Here is a 21,101-nt window from a genome sequence, read left to right as displayed (position 1 = left end):
TGACGTCGGCGGGCGGAGCAGTGCTAACCCAGCAATTCCAAGTGCACCCGGCGGAAGGTCTCTGCCAGCCCGGCAGAGAACAGCACGAATTCGACCACCTGCAGACCGCCGTCGTACTCCAAGACCTGGCCGATCCCCCGGCGCGCGACAGTCTCCGCATCCCAGCCGTACACGCCCGCGCCGATCGCCGGGAAGGCCAGCGTCTCGGCTCGCAATTCGTCGGCGACCCGCAGCGATTCGCGGAAACATCCGGCCAGCAGTTCCGGGTCGGTCTGGCCGGCGCGTCGGTTGGGCCCCACCGTGTGGATCACCCATTTGGCCGGCAGGAAGTACCCCTCGGTGGCAGCCGCTCTGCCGGGCGGCAGTCCGTCCGGCAGTTCGGTGGCGCGCAGTCGGCGGCATGCTTGAAGCAATTGCGGGCCGGCCGCCGCGTGGATGGCTCCGTCCACGCCGCCACCGCCCAGCAGGCTGGAGTTGGCGGCGTTGACGATGGCGTCCACCTGACGCTGCGTGATGTCGCCTTCGAGGATGCGGATCTCCACGTTTGCCAGTCTGCCACCGGGTGGCAATTCCCGATAGATTGGGCTGATGGAGATTCCCGAGGGGCCGCTGCAGTGGGTGTACTATCCCATGACTGTGCTGCTGGTCATCCTCGACGCCGCGGTGCCGGCTGCTCCGTCCGAATTCATGGTGATCGGCGGCGGCACGCTGTTGGCCAACGGCGAACTGATCCTGCCGCTGGTGTTCCTGGCTGTGATGCTGGGCAGCTGGCTGGGCGACCTGCTGCTGTTCCTGCTCTTCCAGCGCGGCATCGACACCTGGCTTAATCGCTATAGCTGGGGCCGGAGGATCGACCGGGGCGTAACGCTGGCACTGAGCAAGGCCGGCGAATCGTCCACCTATGCTGCGGTTGTGGCGGCCCGCTTCATCCCGGGCGGCCGGACGGCGGCGGTGGCGGCCTCCGGGCTGGCGGATGTGCCGTTCAAGCCGTTCCTGCTCGCCTCGGCCGCCGGCTCAGCATTGTGGGCCACGTGGATGATCGGGTTGGGCTTCGCCGCCGGGCGGGTGTCCGTGTTCCCGTTTTGGGTGAACGTCCTGATCGGCACCGGGGTGGGCATAGTGGTGGGCTCGGTGATCGCCATGGTGATCGGCTTCCGGCGGCGCAATAGTGGCCGAAGCGCGCTCCCGGTCCGCGAGTCCGCCGCCAACCCTGTCCCCGATCTAGGAGCCGAGTGAAACCGGAAACTGACCTGGTCCAGCCCGTCATCAAGTCCGCGAGGCCCTTGGCTCTCAGCATCCGTGCCGCGCTGGCGACGGACCTGGCCAGGCAGTGCGCGGTGACCGCCTCGCTGCTGCTCTGCCTGCTGGCCGGTATGCACGGCGCGGGCTTGCTGGGCGGGACCGCGATCAAAGACGCCGCTTCCGGTGCCTTTGCCCCGGACTTCACCCTGCTGGCCTTGGAGTCGCGGGCGTTCGGCATCTGGGGCGTGATCCATCTGGGCCTGCTCGGCTACACCATCTTCCAGTGGTGGCCCGGCGACCGCGCGTCACAGCGGCAGCGCACCATCGGTTGGGCGGTGGCGGCCTCGATGCTGCTCAACGCCGCGTGGATCCTGGCCGCCCAGGCGGGAAACGTCGGCCTGGCCCTGGTCCTGATCCTGATGCTGGTGGCCGCACTGGCTTGGGTCATCGACGGTTTGTCCCGCTATCCCTCGCCTTACCGGGTGGACGCGCTGCTGGTGGACGGGCCGTTGGGCCTCTACGCCGGCTGGGTCCTGCTGGCTGCTGCCCTGAATGCCGGCAGTTGGCTGACCGTCCGTGAGATCGACTTTTTGGGTTGGGGAGCCGAAGTCTGGGCTGTTATCGCGGTGGCCTTTGTCTCGCTGGCCGGAGCGGTGATGGCGATGACCGGCCGCGGCCGGATCTCTGCCGTGCTGGCCCTGGCGTGGGGGCTGGGCTGGTTGACCTACGACCGTTTCTTGGGCGAGCCGCAGTCCGCGCCGGTGGCGATGGCCGCCGGCTTCGGGCTGTTCTTTGTGCTGGTCTGCGGCATCTCCCGCCATTTCCAGGTGGGCCACGCGGAACGCCGCGCGCTGCGGCGCGGTGAACCGCTGGACTGAGCAAGCAGGGCAACAACGACGGCGGACGGCCGGTTCTGTGGGAGCGTCCGGCTCCGCGGGAGGCCGCCCGGATTCCGCGGGCTGCTGGCCGGGTTTCACCGGCCGCGTCCGGGTTTGGCGCCGGACGACCCTCGGGCGTTCTCAGCCGACGGGCGCCCATTTGCCGCGCGAGCGCCGCAGCACCGCGAGCCTGGCCGTGGTGGCGACTTCTTCGACGGCGTGGCGCATGTTCGCGCCGGCTTGCAGCGCCTGCCGGTTTTCGGCGGCGTAGGCGTTGGCGTCCACGGTGAACCGGACGGTGATCCGCGGGACGCCGGCGACTACGTCCAGCTGGTTGGCCTCCACGATGTGCGCCGAGCCAACGGCCGCCACCGCAGCTTCCATGACTGCCTCCGGCTGGTTCCCGGGCTTCAGGCCGGTGATGTTCAACTGGGCGCGGAAGGACGGCATCCCTCAACTCTAGCCGCGTCGCGCCGGAGGGTTCAGCGGACGTCGGCGCCGTCAGGGCCGCAGATCGGAGGGTGTCAGTGCGATCCGAGTTGGATCAGAAGCACGCCGACGCCAATGAGCACGATCCCGGCAGCCATCAGCTTGGTCAGGGGTTCGTCGAAGAGGAACTTGCCGATCAGTGCGGTCAGTGCCACCCCGCAGGCGGTCCAGATGCCGTAGGCCATCCCTAGCCCCAGTCCTTCACGCAGCGCGAGCGACAGGCAGCTAAAGGCAATCAGGTATCCGGCGATCACGGCCGCGAGCCATGCCTTGTGCCCGTCGATGCTGGCCCGCAGCGAGAGCGTCGCGGCCACCTCCACCACGATCGCGGCGGCTAAGAAGACCCACCCCATCAGGATGCGGCCTGCTCGGAGGTACGCGCCGCGGCCCGGCTTGCCCCCCATTGCACCAGCACTACTCCGGCGACGGCCAGCGCCATGCCGGCCAGCATCAGGGTAGTGAGCGGTTCGTGGAAGAGGACAGCGGCAAGGACCGCCGTCAGGGCAACGCCCAGCGCACCCCAGATCCCGTAGGCCACACCCACCGGCACTCCCGCCCGCAGGACGGCGGCGAGAAAGGCAAACGACGCCACGTAACCGACGACGACCACAACATACAGGGCCGGGGCGCCCAATGCTGCCTTCAGCGACAGCGACGCCGCCACTTCACACATGATCGCGCCCGCTAGCAGCAGCCAGTTCTTCACCTATCAACCTCCCCCACCAGCAGAGCAGGTTTCGCGGCCCAGTGCACAATCAGGGCGCGCGGGAGGCTGGCTAACCGTAAGGCTGCCGATGTCCTCCTCCGGGCCACGACGACGGTGCCGCGCACGATTCCACGCCGCGCGGCACCCGTCGGAGCGCGCGGCCTAGCGGCGGTGGATGGACTTGTAACTCAGATAGGCGTTGAGCCCCTCGATCCCGTACTCGGTGCCCAGGCCGGAGTCGTGCCGGCCGCCGAACGGGGCGGAGTGGTTGGAGGCGAAGAAGTTGATGCCCACCGAGCCGGTATCCATCCGGTCGGCGACCGCGAGCGCGGCATCCTGGTCCCGGCCGAAGACGATGCCGCCCAGGCCGAACTCGGTGTTGTTCGCCAGTTCCACGGCGTCGTTTACGCCCGCATACTTCAACACGGAGATGACCGGCCCGAAGACCTCTTCCCGGGAAATCCGCATCTCCGGCGTGACGTCGGCGAAGACCGTGGGCTGCACGAAGTAGCCGCCTTCCAGTCCGCCGCCGAGCCGTGCCGCCTGTCCGCCGGTGGTGGCGCGCGCGCCTTCCGACCGGGCGGAAGCCAGGTAGTCCAGCACGGTCCGGTACTGCGACTCGGTGGCAGCGGGCCCGAACACGGTCGCCGGATCCAGCGGGTCGCCCTGCACCCCGGCGGCGATGGTCGCGGTCACCATGTCTACCACCTGGTCGTAACGCGAGGCCGGGGCCAGGATCCGGGTGGAGATGTAGCAGGTCTGTCCGGTGTTCCGCATGCAGGAGCGCACCAGCACCTTGGACATTTCGTCCAAGTCGGCGTCCTCGAGCACCACGGCACTGGACTTGCCTCCCAGTTCCAGCGTGACCGGCCGCAGCAGTTCGCCGCACGCCGCCGCGATCTTGCGGCCCACCGGGGTGGAGCCGGTGAAAGCCACCTTGTCCACGCCGGAATGCTTCACCAGGGTGTCGCCCAGCCGGCCGGACCCGGTGACCAGGTTGACCACTCCGGCCGGCACGCCCGCGGCGGCCACGGCATCCACGATCAGCCGGAAGGACAGCGGCGTGGGCGAGGCCGGCTTCATCACCACGGTGCAGCCGGCCAGCAGCGCGGGCGCCAGCTTGATCACCATCAGGTTGATCGGGAAGTTCCACGGCGCAATCAGCCCGCACACCCCTACCGGGTCGCGGCGCACCACTGACTCGCCGCCGCCGCGCGGGAACGGGCGCACGTCCTCGCGTTCCAGGTAATCCGCGAGCGTGGCGAAGTAGCGGAAGATTCCGGCCGCATTGGCCGCGGCACCGGAGGTTTCGGAGACCGGGGAGCCGTTCTCCCTTGTATTGGTCAGGGACAACGCCCCGGCCCGCTTTTCCACCTCGTCCGCGATCCGCAGCAGATAGGCCGCACGCTCGGAGGGCGCCAGCTTTGGCCACGGGCCGGCGTCGAAGGCCCGCCGGGCAGCGGCCACCGCGGCGTCGACGTCCTCAACAGTCCCGTCCGGCACCGATCCCCACACCTGTCCGGTGGCCGGGTCCGTCACGGGATTGCGGCCGGTCCCCCGGGCCGGGACCCAGGCGCCGTCAACAAACACGTCGTCCACATGGGTATAGGGCAGGTCCAGAGCCTCGCGGGCGGCGAGGGCGGCCGCGGCGGACGACGCCGGGGCTCCCCCGGGTGCCGCGGCGGTGCTGTGCGGCGTGGTGGTCATCGGATGACTCCCGTCTTCAGCAGTGCCCTGGAACGCTCCAGGTCCGCGGTTCCCATCGCCAGTGCGGCCTCGGTGATCAGTTCGGGAATGATCTCCACACCCAACCGGTCGGTGTACACGTCCGGGGTCATGCCGAACCAGGTCGACGCCAGCGCGATGCCGGCATGGTCGAACCGCCACAGCCGGTCGGCGTCGCGGACCAGGGCGTCCTCCAGCGAATACGCCACGTGTCGGGTGTCATGCCCGTCGATAATCTCGCAGACCCGGTCAACAAATTCCGTCGCGTAGCCCAGGCCGGGCAGCACGCGGCGGGCCACCTTACAGCCCTCGGCCTCGTGTTCGTACCGGATGGCCGCCTTACGCCAGTCGCCGGTAAAGCCCTCGGAGAGGATCCGGGACTCGTCCACATGCGCCCAGCCGGTGTCGTGCAGCAGGATGGCCACCCGGACCAGTTGCGCATCGGCCTGCGGGTAGGCTCGGCAGAGCCGCTCCGCGAAGGCCAGCGAGATGGGCAGGTGGATGTCATTGCCGCGGCTGCGGGTCTCCTGCACCACCGCCTGCCAGATCGCATCCAAATCGCCAACCGCGGCGGGGGTGGTCGAGATCGGCGTGGTGTCCACGGTCCCGGTGGCCGGCAGCGGCCGGACCGGATGGTCGGCCGCGAAAGCTGCGGCGCGCGGGTCATCCGCGTGGGCGGCCGGTTCGGCGCGGGGCGTGGCGGGGGCGTTGGTGTCGGTGTCCGGGGTCTGCGTCTCGGGGGTGCTCATGGGTGGGTCTCCTAGGGGTGCGGCCGGTCCGGTTGGTCTTCTCAGCCGTCCGTCGCAAGGGTCTTGAGGACGACGGCGGGATCCGCTGCGGCGTCCGCGGGGATGTTCTGGCCCTTGGCCAGGGCGTTCTTGACCGCCATGAAGTCCAGCGGCGCGTTGACACAGTCGGCGGCGATGATCTGGCCGCCGCGGTAGTACAGCACGGAGAACTTGCCGCGCTCATCGTCGCGCCGGACCACGGTCTGGTCGTAGCCGAGCGTGAGCCCGGCGATCTGCAGTTTCAGGTCAGCTTGGTTGGACCAGAACCACGGGATGCCCGCGTAGTCCTCGCGCCGGCCCATCAGCGAGTACGCGGCAACCTTGGCGTGTTCGATCGCGTTGTTCACGCTCTCCAGCCGGATCCGTTCGCCCTCCGGCGAGCCCGGCAGCGGGTTCGGCATGTTCGCCACGTCGCCCACCGCCACGGTGGTGCCGTCGGAGGCCAGCGCGTGCCGGTCCACCACTATGCCGTTGTCCACGTTCAGGCCCAGCTGTTCGGCCAGCTCGGTGTTCGGCACCACGCCGATGCCCACCAGCACCAGCTGGGCGGGCACCACGGTGCCGTCCTCCAGCACGACGCCGGACACCCTGCCGCCGGCGTCTGCGGCGGCGAGTTCCTGGATCCGGGAGTTCAGCTGGATGTCCAAGCCGCGTCCGCGGTGCGCGGTGAGGAAGTACTCGCTGGTCTCTTCCCCCACGGCCCGGCCGATCAGCCGCGGCCCGTACTCCAACACGGTGACGTTCTTGCCCATCTTGTGCAGACTGGAGGCGGCCTCCAGCCCGATGAACCCGCCGCCGATCACCACGGCGTCCTGCACGCCATCCAGCTGGGCCTTCAACGCCAGCGCGTCGTCGGCGTTGCGCAGGTACACCACGCCGTCCAACTCCGCTCCGGGCACCTGCAGCTTGCGGGCCCGGGCGCCCACGGTCAGGGCCAGCCGGCGGAACCGGAACTCAGCGCCGGAGGCCGCGTGGGCCACGCCCGAGCCGTCGGCTTCCTTCTCGATCCGCTCGATCCGCTCGCCCTTGACCAGGGCCACGTTGTGGTCTTCCCAGTACTGGTTGGAGCGGAAGATCAGCGATTCGCTCTCCACCGTGCCCTGCAGGAACTCCTTGGACAGGGCCGGGCGCTGGTAGGGCCGGTGGTCTTCCTCGCCCAGCAGCGTGATGTGCTCGTCGAAGCCCAGCGCCCGCAGCGATACGGCCAGCTGAACGCCGGACTGGCTGGCGCCGATGATCAGCAGCCCCGTGCGCACGGCGCCGTCCGCCGCCTCGGAGGGCACCGCCGTCGTTGTGGTGGTGGTATCCATGGTTCTACACCTGGGTTTCCGGGGTGGTGACGTACATGTCCTGGCCCTCGCAAAGCTTGAGCTGGCAGGACAGCCGCGAATTGTCCTCGCGGTCCACGGCCGTCCCATAGAGCATCTCGTCTTCCATTTCTTCCATTTCCGGAAGCTGGTCGAGGGTGTCCTCGCGGACAAAAACGTGGCAGGTGGCGCAGGACAGCGAGCCGCCGCATTCGGCGACGATCCCGGGCACGCCGTTGCGCACCGCGGTCTCCATGACCGAGTCGCCGGGGTTGCCTTCGACGTCGCGGACGGCGCCTTCAGCGTCGGTGAAATGAACCGTAGGCATGGGTTCTCCTTCTTACTTGCAGTACCTAGATGAACTGGCGGCCGCCGTCGACCACCATGGTTTGTCCGGAGATGTAGGAGCTGTCCGGCCCGGCCAGGAACAGCGCCGCGCCCACAATGTCCTCGGGCTGGCTGGCGCGTTTGAGCGCGCCGCGGTCCACGCCGTAGTTCTCGGCGTTCTTCATCAGCCCGTAGCTGGCCTCGGTGAGGGTGAAGCCGGGCGCGATCGCGTTGACGGTGATGTTCCGCCGGCCCAGTTCCTTGGCCAGCACCCGGGTCATCGCCACCACGCCGCCCTTCGACGCAACGTAGTGCAGCCACTGCTCCGAGCCGGAGTAGATGGTGGCGGAGGACAGGTTGATGACGCGGCCGCCGTCGGGCAGGTACCGGCTCGCGGCGCGGGTCACCAGCCACGGGCCCTTGAGGTTCACATTCATCACCAGGTCCCATTCGGCCGGGTCGATCTCCTCGAACGGAGTCCGGGTCACCGTGGCGTAAATGGCGGCGTTGTTGAGCACGACGTCGATGCTCCCCTGCCCGAAGTCGGCGCACCGTTGGGCGAGGGACTCGGTGGAGGCGACGTCGGTGACGTCGGCTTCGAAGGCCTCCGCCTCCGCACCGGCTTCACGGACCAGCGCGGCGGTCTTCTCGGCGCCGGCCAGGTTGGTGTCGGCCGCCGCCACCCGGTAGCCGCGGGACGCGAAGCCCAGGGCGAAGGCCCGGCCGAGTCCGCCGGCGGCGCCGGTGATCAGCACGGTCCGTATGCCGGACCCCGCGGTGCGGTTTCCGCCGCCGGGGGTGGCAGCGGCGTCCAGTGGAGGCTGTGTCATTGGTCTAACTTTCCTGTTGGGATGTGCCGGGCCGGGGCCCCGAGACGGGGCTCGCCCGACCCGGCACTGGGAGCGCCCGTTAGGGGCGCGGGTGCTCAGACGTGGCTGTGGCTGTGCGCCCCGGGACCGGCGACGGCCGGTGCGGCGTCGTCGTCCAGGATCTGCACGGTTCCCTTGGTACCGTCCACCCGCAGCCGCTGGCCGGTCTTGATGGTGGTGGACCCGGAGCCGGTGCCGGTCACCGCCGGCAGCCCGTACTCGCGGCAGACAATCGCGGCGTGGCTCATCATGCCGCCGATGTCCGTCACGGTGGCCTTGATCTTGCCGAAGATCGGCCCCCAGCTCGGCGCGGTCACGGTGGCCACCAGGATCTCGCCCTGCTGCACCTCAGCGAGCTGGTCGGAATCGTGGACCACCCGCGCGTAGCCTTCCACCACCCCCGGGGACGCGGCCATGCCGCGCAGTCCGCCGCCTTCGACTTCCTCACCTTCGCCCAGCCACTGCTGGACCTGCTCGGTGGTGATGCCCCAGAGCATCCGGGTGAACGGTTCGGTGATGATTTCCGGAGGCGTGTTCAGCGCCGGAGCCGGACGCGCGGTCTTGAGCGCGTTCACAATGCCGCGGCGGCGTTCGATTTCCTCCGGCCAGTAGGTGGGTCCGATCGGCTCGGCGCCGACGCCCCAGCCGGTGACCAGATCGAAGAGCGCGTCGCGGACTTCGTTGCGGTTCAGGTAGAGCAGGTCCTCCGGCTCGTTCCAGAAGCCCTCGGCGTGCATCATCCGGGAGAGCTCGCGGATCTTGCGCCAGAAGACGCCCATGGTCCAGTGCTCAATGTAGAAGTTGTGGTTCTCCACGTACGGGTACGCGGTGGCTGCCAGCTGGCGCTTCGCGTCGAACACCGTCCGGGCCTCGCCCTCGAGCAGGTCGCGGTATTCCTCCACGATCCGTTCCTTCTCCGCCACCAGCTCCGCGACCGGGCGCATGATGTTCTGGCCTTCGTCCAGTCGGCGGATATAGTCGGCGATGTAGCCCAGCGGGATTTCCTGGTGCTCGTTCCAGTACTTGTCATGCCCGTAGAAGCCGTTGCCCACGGTGAAGTTGAACCAGGGGTCCTTGGCTTCCTCGTAGCGGGCGATCCAGCGGTCGCCGCCCGCGGAGGCGCGGACCGTGGCCAAGGTGGCATCGACGTCGTCGGTATTGGCGAAGGCGGACTGGATGCCCAGCTCCACCGCCAACTTGGCCAGCTGCTTGAGCTCGTCGTCCGGGCGGAACAGCTCCATGTCCACGCCCTGGACCATGGTGGCGATCGACTGGTCCGGGATGTTCGGGAACACTTCCTTGCAGAAGTTGAAGAAGTCCAGGTAGGCGATGTAGCCCAGGTTCAGGAACTCGAAGTGGTACTGCCAGTTCTGGTAAGCCAGCTGGATCAGCCGGTCGTAGTTCTCCAGCAGCACCTCGGAGCCGTCCATCGCCTTGCCCGTGGTGATGTCGTCCATCGGGACCATGTCCGGCAGCTTCCTGAAGGAAATGGTCTCCATCTCGTCGATGGTGCCGCGGACCTTGACGTGCCACTGCTTGAGCAGTTCCTCCCAGTTCTGGAAGTAGTGGCCCACCCGCTGTTCGAAATGCGGCACGCGGGCGGCAATCTGGTCCTCCGGAACCGGGATCGGCGACATGTACAGGTAGCCCAGATGCACGCGGAACTCGATGCCGTTGGCATTGGGAATCATCAGGTGCCGGGAGTTGTACTGGCCCAGGCACTTGACCGCGAACTCGCCGCCGATGGTCTCGAACGGCTTGAAGACGGTGGGCCAGTGCTGGCTGTCGCAGAACCAGAACTTGGCGTCTTCCTGCTCCTTGAGCTTGTCCTGGAACACCAGATAGTAGGGGTAGATCTTCTCCCAGCCCTCGGCGCCGGCGGGCACCGGCAGTTCGGACGGCTTCGGGAAGGACTTCATGGACATTGCGGTCCTTTCGGTGGAGGGCTCTGCATTGAGCCTTCAGTGGGCGGTTCGGTGGAACGGTGGAACCTTGCTGGTGACGCAGTGGAACGGTGGAACGGGTAGTGCAGTAAAACGATCAGATGGAGGCTTTCGTCAGCGAGGCGGTGATGCTGCCCAGGCTGAAGCCTGACGCGCCGGAGGCTGGGCTGCCGGCGATTCCAGAGGTCGGGGCGCCGGGAGCGGCGTTGCCAGCGGTATCCGGGGCCTTCGGCGAAGTGATGCCGGCGCCGAGCACCGAGGCGTAGCCGCCGGTGCCCGGTGTTGACGCGGGGGCAGCGGATTTCTTGGCGGAGTGCACGGTTTCCGGGCGGGACTGCAGCAGCAGCAGGTTCTCGCCGTCGGGCAGGTCGTGGTCCAGCGCCCACTCGATGTCCTGCGGGCACTTGTAGTGTTTCTCCGCCCGCTTGGCCATCTGGGCGACGGCTTTCAGCTCGTCGTCGGTCAGGCAGCGGCGGGAGCGCCGTTCGGCGTCGACTTCCCGCTCCACCAGGCTGCGGGCTGAGGCATCCGGAACCAGTTCGGCGTGCTTATCGCCCACGTGTTCCGAGACGGAGACCAGCGTGACCTTGTCCAGCACGATGTTGTCCGGCGTGACCTGCCCGGAGACCACCATCTCGCCCACGCCGTAGGACGCGTCGATGGTGATCTTGGAGCGGTCCCCGTTGGCCGGATCCAGCGTCATGGCGACGCCCGAGACCTTGGCGTTGACCATCTTCTGCACCACCACCGCCATGGACAGGCCCTCGTTCGGGATGTTGTTCTTCAGCCGGTAGATGATGGCGCGCGAGGTGTACAGCGACGCCCAGCAGCTGCGGATGTGCTCGCCCACAGCGGCGAATCCCTCGAGCCACAGGTAGGTGTCCTGCTGGCCGGCGAAAGATGCGTCCGGCAGGTCCTCGGCAGTTGCTGAGGAGCGGACTGCCACCGGCACCGGCTCGTCGAAGCGGGACATCAGGTCCTCGTAGGCCTCAATGGTCTGGGCGCGCATGTCGGCCGGAACCGGCCGGGAGCAGATGTCTTCGCGGATGGCGGCGGACACCGCGTCCACCTGGGCAACGTCTTCGGGGTCGAGGCCGGCCAGCAGTTGGTGGATGTGCCCGGTGATGCCGGCTTCCTGCATGAAGCGGTCGAACTGGGCGGTGGTGACCACAAAGCCCGGGGGCACCGGCATGCCGGCAGAGGTCATGGTGACCAGGGATGCGCCCTTGCCGCCGAGGTTCTCGAGCTTGGGCTCGACGCCGCCGTCGAAAAATTGGATGAATTCATTGCTGTGCATGATGTTCAGGCCTCCCAGCTAACGGGAACGGTTTCGGGGACGCGGAAGGAGATGTTCTCGCGGAACTCGATGCCCTCCGGGCTCTCGAGCTTCAGGTTGGGTGCCAGCCGCGCCACTTCTTCGAGCGCGATCTTGGCCTGCAGTTTGGCCAGCATGTTGCCCAGGCAGTAGTGGATGCCGAAACCGAAGGACAGGTGCTCGCGGGCGTTGCCGCGGGAGATGTCGAACTCCTCGCCGTCCTCGAAGCGGGCGGCGTCGCGGTTGGCGGAGCCCATCAGCAGCAGCAGTTCGCCGCCCTCCGGGATCTTGACTCCGCCCACTTCGGTGTCCTTGAGCGCCTTTCGGCGCCAGCCGACGATCGAACCGGCGAAACGCAGCACCTCGTCGATGGCGGCCGGGATCTTCTTCGGCTCCTCCACCAGCTGCTGCCACTGCTCCGGACGGGCCAGCAGCACGCGCAGCGAGTTGGCGATCAGCGTGGTGGTGGTCTCGTGCCCGGCGAACAGCAGCGAGTACAGGATCGAGGCGATCTCGTGGTCGCTGATCTCCGCGCCGTCCTGCTGCGCCTTGACCAGGTCGGCGGTCAGATTGTCGCCGCCTTCCTCATGGGCCACGCGGACCAGCCGCAGGCACTCCTGCCAGTACTCCACCAGGTTGTGGGCATGCGGGATCTGCTCCTCGTCGCTCAGGTCGCCCCAGGTCATGGCCGCGCGGGAGTCGGACCAGCGCTTGAACGTGTCCACCTGGGAGACGTCGGCGCCGATCAGGGTCAGGATGGTGACCGTGGGAACGGTGTAGGCCAAGTCCTTGACCAGTTCGCCGCGGCGCTCCGGGCGGGCCAGCATCGTCTCCAGTTGGTCCACCACATTCTGTCGGATGAACGGTTCGAGCGCCTTGTAGCGGCGCGGGGTGAAAGCCTTCTGGGCCACCGCGCGGATCCGGGTGTGCTCCGGCGGCCGACGGGCGGAAAGGCCGGAGTAGGCGGTGAAGCCTCCCTCTTCCATGATCTTGGTGGCCTGCGGACCACGCTTGCGCACGGGGGCTTGGGCATTCTCGCTGGAGAAGGTTTCCCAGTCGTCGAAAACGGCCTTGATGTCGTCGTAGCGGGAGACAACGTAGTAGCCGACCCGCTCGTCGAACATGATGGGCTGTTCGTTCCGCAGCTCGGCGTAGGCCGGGAACGGGTCCTTCATCTGGAACGGCTCGTAGCCGTGGTGTCCGGCAGGGGCCTGGGCACCGTGGCCAAACGGACAAGCTGCCGTTTCGGTTGAGGATGACATCTGGAACTCCTTGGGGTCGGCTCCCGCGGCAGCCGTTTCCGACTTCAGCGGGTTGATCTGACTCCAGTGTTGCCTACATCACCCTGTGACGCACATCTACTGCTTCCACTGAGCGGAAACCAATAGTGCTTAGTGTCCCTCGCTTGTCCGGCAGGGCGCGCCCGGGTGTTGCGCCGTCGTCGACCCGGGCGGTTCAGGTCTTCCGCGCGGCATGGCTGCCCAGCAACGACTCCAGCGGGATATGCGCGGTGGCCCGCTCAATCTGCGCCGAAACCCCGCGCAAGGCAGGCAGGTGCCGCGTCATCGTCCCAGCCTGGGAGGTCAGCAGCACCAGCCCCAGTCCGGCGCCAATCCTGCCGGTGTGGAAGACCGGCACGGCGATGGAGCAGGAGCCCAGCCGGACTTCCTCCAGCGTGGTGGCATAACCCTGCTCGCGGATCTGGTCCAGCTCCTCGGCCAGCAACCCGGGAACAATGTGGGTGTGGGCCGTGGATCGCTCCAGCTGCCGGTTGAGATAGGCGGTGCGGACCCATTCCTCCTCATAGGCCAGGATGACCTTGCCGACGGCGGTGGCATGCATCGGCAGCCGTCCGCCCACCCTGGAGGCACGCGGGACGCGCTTGGTGCCGTAGATGCGCTCAATGTAGAGCACCTCGTGGCCTTCCCGGACGGCCAACTGCGAAGTTTCTCCGGTGAGCGAGAACAGGTCCTGCACGTACGGCCGCGCGGCATCGCGCAATTGGCGGCCTGCGTTCTGCGCCAACTCCCACAGCCGAATACCCAATTGATACCGGCCGTTGGCGCCGCGGGAGAGAAAGCCCCAGTCCGTCAGTTCGGCGACCAGCCGGTGCGTGGTGCTCAGCGGCAGGCCCGAGCCCTCGGCGATCTGGGTCAGGCTCAGCGCGGCCCGGGACTGCTCAAAGGCTTCCAGGATGGCCAGCACCCGGGAGGTGACCGAACGACCCGCTTCGCGGCTTCCGCCGGCCATAGCTGCCTCCCACGTTCCGCAGGCGGACCCGCGGAGCCGGGCACCGCCGTCGTCATTCCATCCGCGCTCCACCGCCGGCGCCCAGGCGGCAGCCGGCCGACAACGAGTCTAGCGCCCTGGCGGCGGCCGGCCGACACCGCGCCTAACGCGCCTGGCGGCAACCGGCCGACACCGCGCCTAACGCGCCTGGCGGCAACCGGCCGACACCGCGCCTAACGCCCTGGCGGCAACCGGCCGACACCGCGCCTAACGCGCCAGCAGCGCCTGACGCTGCGGCCACAGGGTGGCCGATTCCAGCGCGGACAAAGCCCGGGCCATCGCCTCCGCCTCCGCGGTGAACAGGTGGCCGAGCACGCGCTGGCTGCAGAGCCGCAGGGCCTGGCCGCGGTCCAGCCCGAACCATTCCATCACCGTGTCGAGGCCGTGCGGGCTGAGCCGCCAGGTCTTGTCCGCGTCCTTGACGATCGCGTCCTCGATGGAGAGTGCCTCCTTGCGCGAATCGTGCCCGTCGATGATCTCCAGGATGCGCGGAATGAGCTCCGTCTGGTGGCCGGTTTGCTCCAGGATTCCCGCCGCCAGCCGGGCGCCTTCCTTCTCATGCAGCAGCACCAGGTCGGGCCGGCCGCCGCCGGGGGCAATGGCGGAGAGCACCTCGTCCGGCGGCACCTGGGACCAGCCGATGTCGTGCAGCATGATCGCCGGCAGCACGACGCCGGCGTCGGCCTCCGGATGTGCGGCCAGCATGGCTTGGGCCAGGCCGAACGCGTACAGCGTGTGGGCGTCATTGTCCCGGACGGCCAGGAGCGGCGCGGCCTGCTCCCAGATCCGCGCCAGATGCTCATCCAGCTGCAGCACTCCGTCCGGCTCAGCATCGATGGCGGCACTGACGTCATGGCCGAACAAGTTTCCGGAGGGCTGCAGCTTGGTCATGCTCCACAGCATGCCGGTCCAGGCAGGCCCCGGGCAACCCGAGGTTCCCGCTGGGCGGAAGCGGCCGGGGCCCTGCAGTAGGCCTTGGCACCGCACCCCAGGCAGCGTGCCGGGCTGGCCGGACGCCGGACGCCAGCCGCCCGTTGACTTTCGCTCCCACGTATTGTCAGCCTCCGTCAACGTCGTCCCACGTCAGGGCCGTATCGGCGGACCGAAACGTGGGACGTTAGGCCGATACATGGGAGCGAAGGGCCCGGATCCACGCGCCCCACCGGCGCTACCCGCCTCCCCACCCGCCGACGCGCCCGTCCCGCGGTCCGCCAGCCAGGACAACGCACCCGCGCCGCGTTACCCGGTATTCCGCAGGCCGGCGGCGATCCCGTTGACGGTGATCAGCATGGCCCGCTGGAGCGCCTCGTTCGGTTCCGACGCCCGGATGCGCCGCAGCAGCTCCACCTGCATGTAGGAGATCGGGTCCAGGTACTGGTCGCGGACGTCCAGCGAGCGCTGCAGCACCGGCTGGTTGTCCAGCAGCTGGTTTTCGCCCGTGAGCATCCGGATTTCCGCCACGGTGAGTTCGTACTCGGCGCGGATGTCGTCGAACAGGTGCCGCAGCTCGGCGGGAACCAGCGTGGCGACGTAGTGCGCTGCAATCTCCAGATCGGTCTTGGCCAGCGTCATTTCCACGTTCGAGATGAAGGACTGGAAGTAGTGCCAGTTGCTGATCATCTCGCGCAGCAGCGGCTGGAGCCCGGCGGCCCGGGCGGCTCGCAAACCGGTGCCCACGCCGTACCAACCGGGAACAATCTGCCGCGACTGGGTCCAGCCGAACACCCAGGTAATCGCCCGCAGCTTGCCGAACCCCGGACCGGCGGCTGGGCCGGCTTCCGGGCGGTCTGCGGGACGCGAACCGAATTTCACCGCGCTCAGCTGCTCCACCGGCGTCGCAGCCCGGAAATACTCCGGCAGGTCCGGATGCTCCACCAGCGAGCGGTACCGCCCATAGGCTGCGCCGGAGATCTCCTCCATCGCCGCGTGATAGCGCCCGCGTTCGGCCTCGGACGTCCTCGGTTCCTGGTGCAGGGCGGACGCCTGCAGCACCGCCGCGAGCGCCAGCTCCAGGTTTTCCCGGGCCAGCTCCGGCAGCGTGTATTTGTCCGAGATGACTTCGCCCTGCTCGGTGAACTTGATCTCGCCGGCCAGTGCGCCGTTGGGCTGGGCGAGGATCGCGTCGTACGTCGGTCCGCCGCCACGCCCCACCGATCCGCCGCGGCCGTGGAAGAAGCGCAGCCGCACGCCGTGCCGGGCCGCCACATCCCGCAGCACCAACTGGGCCTTGTGGATCTCCCACTGGCTGGTGGCCACGCCGGCTTCCATGTTGGAGTCGGAGTAACCGAACATGACTTCCTGCAGGTCCCCGCGCAGCTGCACGATCCGGCGGTACTGCGGATCCGAGAGCAGATCGTCCAGGATCTGGCCGCCGCTGCGCAGGGCCTCCACGCTTTCCAGCAGCGGCGCGAACCCGATCAACGCCTCCGGCTCGGCCCCGCTCAGCTCCAACAGGCCTGCCTCGCGCGCCAGCACCACCGCCGCCAGCACGTCGTCGGCGCCGCGCACCCGGGACACGATGTACGTCTCCACCGCGTCCGGGCCGTACTGGCGCAGCGCGTCGGCAATCGCCTGGAACACCTCCAGCGTGCGCGCGCGCTTCTTTTTCAACGACGACGGCGGTGCCAGCGGCCCGGGCGTGAGCAGCAGCGAGGAGAGCAGTTGCTGCCGCGGGCCTGGCCCCAGCTCCAGGTAACTTCCCGGCGCGGCAGCGTCCACCGAGGCGGCTGCAGGTGCAACCGCCGTAGTAGCCGACGCACTCGCCGGTGCCGGGGCCCCCGACGCTCCGGCCTCCGTTGCCGGCCCGCCCGCCGGCGCGCCCGCAGGCACCCCGGCCGGCACGCGTTCCGCGTCGCGGGCGGCCAGCAGCGCCGCGACGGCCTTGTGGTGCTTGCCGGCGTTGTCCCGGAAGTCCAAGGTGGCCAGATGCAGTCCGATGGTGGATACCGCCCGGCGCACCGCAGCCAGCGAACCGTCGGCCACCAGCGACGCGGTATGCGCACGCAGCGATTGCTCGATCAACCCCAGATCGGCCAACACCTCCGCCGTCGAGCTGTAGTCGCGCCCCGGTTCGTGCGGCAACCGGCGCTGGATCCGCGCACTGGTGTTCAGCAGCTTCGCCTTAATGCAGGTCAGCTTCAGCCGATACGGTTCGTTGGCGTTCAGTTCGCGCACCCGAGGGTCCAGGCCCGGCAGGTTCTCCAGGTCCGCGGCCACGGAATCCAGCAGCTCGCCGGTGGCCGCCACGATCGTCGTCGAGTTGGAGAGCACCGCAATCAGGGTGTCCACGAAGCCGATGTTGATCCGGACGGCATGCTGGTTCTGCAGCTGGAAGACCTCGTGCGTCACGTCCACGGTCACATGCGGGTTGCCGTCCCGGTCGCCGCCGATCCACGAGCCGAAACGCAGAGGGGCACCGTCGTGGGGCAGTGACACACCGTGTTCGGCGAGCAGTTCGGACAGGTCCCCCATCAGCTCCGGCATGGTGTTGGTGAGGATATTGCCTAGGTAGTAGGCGGCGTTGCGCGCCTCGTCCACCGGGCTGGGCCGCACCTGCCGCAGTTCGTCCGTCTGCCACATCTGGTCGATGATTTCGGCCAGCCGCCGGTCCTGCCGCCGCCGCGCCGTACTCCCTTCCGCCGTCGTCGTGGAGAGGAGGTCGGAGATGGCCCGGAGCTTGTCCAGCACGGTCCGGCGCGATGCCTCGGTCGGATGGGCCGTAAAGACCGGCCGAACGTCCAGCTGATTGACCGCGCGCTGCAGCGCTTCCGGTCCGGCTTCATCGGCGATCTGCGCGACGGTGCGCAGCAGTTGTCCGTCCTCCTCCGGCCGGACGCGCAATTGGCGCACGCGGTGCACCTGCTCGGCAGCGTTGGCCAGATGGAAATAGAAGGCGAACGCCCGCACCAGATCGGTGGCTTGGTCTACGTCCAGCCCGGCGAGCAGTTCGCGGACCTGGTCGATCACGTCGCGGGCGGTCCATGGCCCGGTCGCTTCGCCCTCGCCGCGGGCCGCTTCCTTGGACTCCTTGGTTAGCAGCCGCACCTGTTCCACCAGCTCCAACAGGTCCGGCCCGTGCTGGCGCACCAGCGATTCGCCCAGCAGCGTGCTCACCCGGCGCACGTCGGCGCGAAGGCTCGCATCGAGGTCCCGATCGCGGGCGGCGTGCGGCATGGGCCAAGTCCTTTCGCGTCCAACAGGCTTGCCGGTTTGTCCCGGCACTGCTGATTCCGCTGCGTGGGCGCGGCATCCCCTCAAGCGTACGACGGCGGCGGCCCTCCGACCGCGGGCCCGTCGCCCTCCGGGCCCGTCGCCTGCCGGCGCCGCCCGGGGCGGGACGCCCACGTGGCTGCCCTCCGACTGAGGTGGGCCGCCGTCATGGGCGCCCGCCGCCTCACGTCATCCTTAGCGGTGCGAGTAGCTGCCCCAGAAGCCCGCCCCCGGGACGTGTCGAGAACCTAGCCGGCCTACTTCGGCGCCATCCGGATGGCACCGTCCAGCCGGATGGTCTCGCCGTTGAGCATGCTGTTGGCCACGATGTGCGCGGCCAGTTCCGCGTATTCCGCCGGCCGGCCCAACCGGGACGGATGCGGCACCTGATGGCCCAGCGATTCCTGCGCCTGCTGCGGCAGTCCGGCCATCATGGGGGTTTCGAAGATGCCGGGCGCAATGGTGACCACGCGGATCAGCGAGCGCGCCAGTTCCCGGGCCAGCGGCAGCGTCATCGCCGCCACCCCGCCCTTGGATGCGGCGTAGGCGGGCTGGCCAATCTGGCCGTCGAAGGCCGCCACGGAGGCCGTGTTGATGATGACTCCCCGTTCCGGGCCGCCCAGTTCGGTTTCTGCCGGTTCGGTCTCGGCCATCGCGGCGGCGGCAAGCCGGATCACATTGAACGTGCCGATCAGGTTAATCTGGACCACCTTGCTGAACGCTTCCAGCGACAACACGCCCTCGCGCCCCAGCACCTTGCCCGGGGTGCCGACGCCGGCGCAATTCACCAGGATGCGCAGCGGCCCCAACGCCGCCGCCCGGTCCACCGCCGCCTGCACCTGGTTCTCATCGGTCACGTCGGCGGGCGCAAACACGGCCCGGTCCCCCAGTTCGGAGGCGAACTCCTCCCCCTTCGAACCGGGCAGATCCATCAGTACCACCGATGCTCCGGCAGCATGCAGCCGTCGGGCCGTCGCCGCCCCCAGTCCTGATGCTCCGCCGGTAATCAGAGCTACGGCTCCGTTAACCTCCACTGAGTCCTCCTCATCCTCTTAACGTGCTTTCGCCGCCGCCGGTCCACCGGCGGCACTGCACCTCAGCCTAGTGTGGCCCGGAGCACACCGTGTTCACCGGTGAGCCCTGCGAGCAGAATGCCCTGTCTGTCCGGGTACCTGTCCGCCGTTAGGCTAGTGCCCATGCCCACCCTGCCCGGCGGCGGCGGATCCTTCCGCCCGCCCAACCCCACGCTGGCGGCGGGCCGCGCGGACGAGGCGGCGATCGCCGTCGTCCGCCATTTCGGCCACCGTTTGCTGGGGCTGCCCTTCACGCTGCTGGGCGCCGTCCGCCGGCCCTCGCCCGGCTGGACCGGACCGTGGCACTACTGGTGGCAGGCACATTTCCTGGACTGCCTGGTGGATGCCGGCCGGCGGGAGCTGCGCCGGGAACAGCATTACGACGGCGGCAACGGCCCGAGCGCGGGCCGCCTGGCTGCCCGGCTGCTGCGTACCGTCCGCTGGCGCAATGGGTTCCGCTTCCCCAACGCCTACTACGACGACATGGCCTGGCTGGCCCTGGCCACGCAGCGGCTGGACAAGCTTGCGGCCGACGCGAACAAACCGCGCTTTCGGCCCAGGTCCGCGGCGCGCCGGCTGCTGCCCCAGCTGGAATCGGCGCACACCCCGGATCTGGGCGGCGGGCTGTTCTGGAGTACCGCCCGGGACTTCAAGAACACGCCGGCCACGGCGCCGGCCGCGCTGTACCTGGCCCGCGCCGGCGACACCGGCCAGGCCGCGCGGCTGCTGGACTGGCTGGACGCCGAACTCTACGACCCGGAGCGGCGTCTGTACCTGGACGGCGTGCGCCTTGCCTCCGGGAAGCCCGTCCTGGTGCCGGACGTTTATACCTACAACCAGGGTCCGGTGTTGGCGGCGCTGCTGGAAGTGGGCCGGGACACCGATCTGCAGCGCGCGGCCGAACTGGTGCACGGCATAGCGGCCGCGCTGGTGCAGCAGCCCGAGGTCACCGAGGAAGCGGGCCGGAAACTGATCCTGCGCACCCACGGCGCCGGCGACGGCGGACTGTTCACCGGGATCCTGGCCCGCTACCTGGCCGTGGCGGCGCGGTCCGACAAGCTGCCTGGCGAGGTCCGCGAGCTGGCCGCGCGGATGGTCGCGGACACCGCGGAAGGCTTTTGGGCCGGGCGCGCCATCGAGAACCACCGCAGCTGGGAGGTCTTGGTCTTCTCCGCCGACCCCGCGGTACCTGCAGCGGGGAAGCCGGAGCCAGGCACCGGCGTCGAACTTTCCACCCAATTGCAGGCGTGGATGACGTTGGAGGCCGCGGCCACGCTGGCCGGATGACCCCCGCAGCGACCCGTTTCACCCCGACAGGCCGCGAGGCCCGCCGCCGGCGAGGTCAGGACGGCATTTTTTGCTGCGGGTACGGCGTTTCGTGCCGGGCCAGCATCTCCACAAAGCCGGCGATCTTGCGCTGCCGCCCGGCGTCGGTTTTCAGCTGGCCCAGCCGGTGGATCAGGGCAAACCGGTTCTGCGAGGTGAGCACGTCAAACATCGCCTGCGCCTCCGGGACGGCCGCGAGCGCCGCGGCCAGGTCCGCCGGCACCTGGGCCGTGGCCGGACCGGCGTAGGCCTTCTCCCAGCGGCCGTCGGCCTGCGCGGCCGCCACCGCCGCCCGGCCGGCGTCGTGCATCTTGCCCTCCTGCTCCAACTTTTCGATGAACCCGACGTTGCGCTGCGACCAGATGCTGCGCTTGCCGCGCGGGGTGAACCGCTGGAAGACGCTTTCGGCATCGCGGCGGCGCGCCTGCCCGTCGATCCAGCCAAAGCACAGGGCCTCTTCCAGGGCCCCGGTGTAGTCCAGTTCCGTCACCGTGCCTCCCTTCTTGTGCAGGATCAGCCAGACCCCAGCCGAAGCGGCGTGGTGTTCCTCCAGCCAGGTCCGCCACGCGGCGGCGTCGGGCAACAGCAATTCCGGAAGTTCTGCAGGCATGCCCT

General features: G+C 68.8%; 20 protein-coding genes. 3 read left to right on the top strand and 17 right to left on the bottom strand.

Annotated features, from left to right (window positions below; genetic code table 11):
• Window positions 1-23: 23 nt before the first annotated feature.
• Complete coding sequence (locus AB0N75_RS04585; RefSeq protein WP_364645759.1) at window positions 24-542, bottom strand: O-acetyl-ADP-ribose deacetylase; 519 nt, start codon at window positions 540-542, stop codon at window positions 24-26.
• Between the two features lie 46 nt (window positions 543-588).
• Here AB0N75_RS04585 and AB0N75_RS04580 point away from each other — a divergent pair, with 46 nt between their 5' ends.
• Window positions 589-1,236, top strand: a complete 648-nt coding sequence (locus AB0N75_RS04580) for a VTT domain-containing protein (protein WP_364645757.1) — start codon at window positions 589-591, stop codon at window positions 1,234-1,236.
• Entirely contained in the window at window positions 1,233-2,120 is an 888-nt protein-coding gene (locus AB0N75_RS04575; protein WP_364645754.1) for a tryptophan-rich sensory protein, read from the top strand. The genes AB0N75_RS04580 and AB0N75_RS04575 overlap by 4 nt, the downstream gene beginning before the upstream one ends.
• A gap of 141 nt (window positions 2,121-2,261) precedes the next feature.
• Here AB0N75_RS04575 and AB0N75_RS04570 read toward each other — a convergent pair whose 3' ends face one another.
• The 15 genes from AB0N75_RS04570 to AB0N75_RS04500 form a co-directional block, all read right to left on the bottom strand.
• On the bottom strand, window positions 2,262-2,570 hold the full coding sequence (locus AB0N75_RS04570) for a hypothetical protein (protein ID WP_364645752.1): 309 nt from the start codon (window positions 2,568-2,570) through the stop codon (window positions 2,262-2,264).
• A gap of 74 nt (window positions 2,571-2,644) precedes the next feature.
• The gene (locus tag AB0N75_RS04565) at window positions 2,645-2,962 is read right to left on the bottom strand and encodes an SMR family transporter (RefSeq protein ID WP_364645749.1); all 318 of its coding nucleotides are present in this window, start codon (window positions 2,960-2,962) and stop codon (window positions 2,645-2,647) included.
• A complete protein-coding gene (locus AB0N75_RS04560; RefSeq protein ID WP_364645746.1) occupies window positions 2,962-3,315 on the bottom strand; it encodes an SMR family transporter in 354 nt (117 codons plus the stop codon). The genes AB0N75_RS04565 and AB0N75_RS04560 overlap by 1 nt, the downstream gene beginning before the upstream one ends.
• 162 nt (window positions 3,316-3,477) lie before the next feature.
• Entirely contained in the window at window positions 3,478-5,022 is a 1,545-nt protein-coding gene (locus AB0N75_RS04555) for an aldehyde dehydrogenase family protein (protein ID WP_364645743.1), read from the bottom strand.
• Window positions 5,019-5,789: an HD domain-containing protein gene (locus AB0N75_RS04550; RefSeq protein ID WP_364645740.1), complete on the bottom strand. Its 771-nt coding sequence runs from the start codon at window positions 5,787-5,789 to the stop codon at window positions 5,019-5,021. The genes AB0N75_RS04555 and AB0N75_RS04550 overlap by 4 nt, the downstream gene beginning before the upstream one ends.
• A 41-nt stretch (window positions 5,790-5,830) precedes the next feature.
• Window positions 5,831-7,138: an FAD-dependent oxidoreductase gene (locus tag AB0N75_RS04545; protein ID WP_364645737.1), complete on the bottom strand. Its 1,308-nt coding sequence runs from the start codon at window positions 7,136-7,138 to the stop codon at window positions 5,831-5,833.
• 4 nt (window positions 7,139-7,142) lie between these two features.
• Window positions 7,143-7,463, bottom strand: coding sequence for a 2Fe-2S iron-sulfur cluster-binding protein (locus AB0N75_RS04540; protein ID WP_136787059.1), 321 nt, complete (start codon window positions 7,461-7,463; stop codon window positions 7,143-7,145).
• A 25-nt stretch (window positions 7,464-7,488) separates the two neighbouring features.
• On the bottom strand, window positions 7,489-8,292 hold the full coding sequence (locus AB0N75_RS04535) for an SDR family oxidoreductase (RefSeq protein WP_364645734.1): 804 nt from the start codon (window positions 8,290-8,292) through the stop codon (window positions 7,489-7,491).
• Between the two features lie 95 nt (window positions 8,293-8,387).
• Window positions 8,388-10,256, bottom strand: a complete 1,869-nt coding sequence (locus AB0N75_RS04530; RefSeq protein WP_364645731.1) for a PEP-utilizing enzyme — start codon at window positions 10,254-10,256, stop codon at window positions 8,388-8,390.
• 115 nt (window positions 10,257-10,371) lie between these two features.
• A complete protein-coding gene (locus tag AB0N75_RS04525; RefSeq protein WP_364645728.1) occupies window positions 10,372-11,571 on the bottom strand; it encodes a PEP/pyruvate-binding domain-containing protein in 1,200 nt (399 codons plus the stop codon).
• A gap of 5 nt (window positions 11,572-11,576) precedes the next feature.
• Window positions 11,577-12,851: a cytochrome P450 gene (locus AB0N75_RS04520; RefSeq protein ID WP_364645726.1), complete on the bottom strand. Its 1,275-nt coding sequence runs from the start codon at window positions 12,849-12,851 to the stop codon at window positions 11,577-11,579.
• A 193-nt stretch (window positions 12,852-13,044) separates the two neighbouring features.
• Complete coding sequence (locus tag AB0N75_RS04515) at window positions 13,045-13,839, bottom strand: IclR family transcriptional regulator (protein WP_364645723.1); 795 nt, start codon at window positions 13,837-13,839, stop codon at window positions 13,045-13,047.
• A gap of 246 nt (window positions 13,840-14,085) precedes the next feature.
• Window positions 14,086-14,769: an HD domain-containing protein gene (locus AB0N75_RS04510; protein ID WP_364645720.1), complete on the bottom strand. Its 684-nt coding sequence runs from the start codon at window positions 14,767-14,769 to the stop codon at window positions 14,086-14,088.
• A 348-nt stretch (window positions 14,770-15,117) separates the two neighbouring features.
• Window positions 15,118-18,051, bottom strand: coding sequence for a phosphoenolpyruvate carboxylase (locus AB0N75_RS04505; RefSeq protein ID WP_364645718.1), 2,934 nt, complete (start codon window positions 18,049-18,051; stop codon window positions 15,118-15,120).
• A 293-nt stretch (window positions 18,052-18,344) separates the two neighbouring features.
• Complete coding sequence (locus AB0N75_RS04500) at window positions 18,345-19,121, bottom strand: 3-hydroxyacyl-CoA dehydrogenase (protein WP_364645716.1); 777 nt, start codon at window positions 19,119-19,121, stop codon at window positions 18,345-18,347.
• A 162-nt stretch (window positions 19,122-19,283) separates the two neighbouring features.
• Between AB0N75_RS04500 and AB0N75_RS04495 the strand changes: the two genes are divergently transcribed.
• Window positions 19,284-20,447, top strand: a complete 1,164-nt coding sequence (locus AB0N75_RS04495; RefSeq protein ID WP_364645713.1) for a glycoside hydrolase family 76 protein — start codon at window positions 19,284-19,286, stop codon at window positions 20,445-20,447.
• A gap of 55 nt (window positions 20,448-20,502) precedes the next feature.
• Here AB0N75_RS04495 and AB0N75_RS04490 read toward each other — a convergent pair whose 3' ends face one another.
• The gene (locus tag AB0N75_RS04490; protein WP_364645710.1) at window positions 20,503-21,096 is read right to left on the bottom strand and encodes a YdeI/OmpD-associated family protein; all 594 of its coding nucleotides are present in this window, start codon (window positions 21,094-21,096) and stop codon (window positions 20,503-20,505) included.
• Window positions 21,097-21,101 lie beyond the last annotated feature (5 nt).

Origin of the sequence: Arthrobacter sp. NPDC089319, from assembly GCF_040684925.1 — a bacterium.
Taxonomy (GTDB): domain Bacteria; phylum Actinomycetota; class Actinomycetes; order Actinomycetales; family Micrococcaceae; genus Crystallibacter.
Note: the sequence above shows the minus strand (reverse complement) of the source record. Positions and strands in the feature narration are given on the sequence as shown.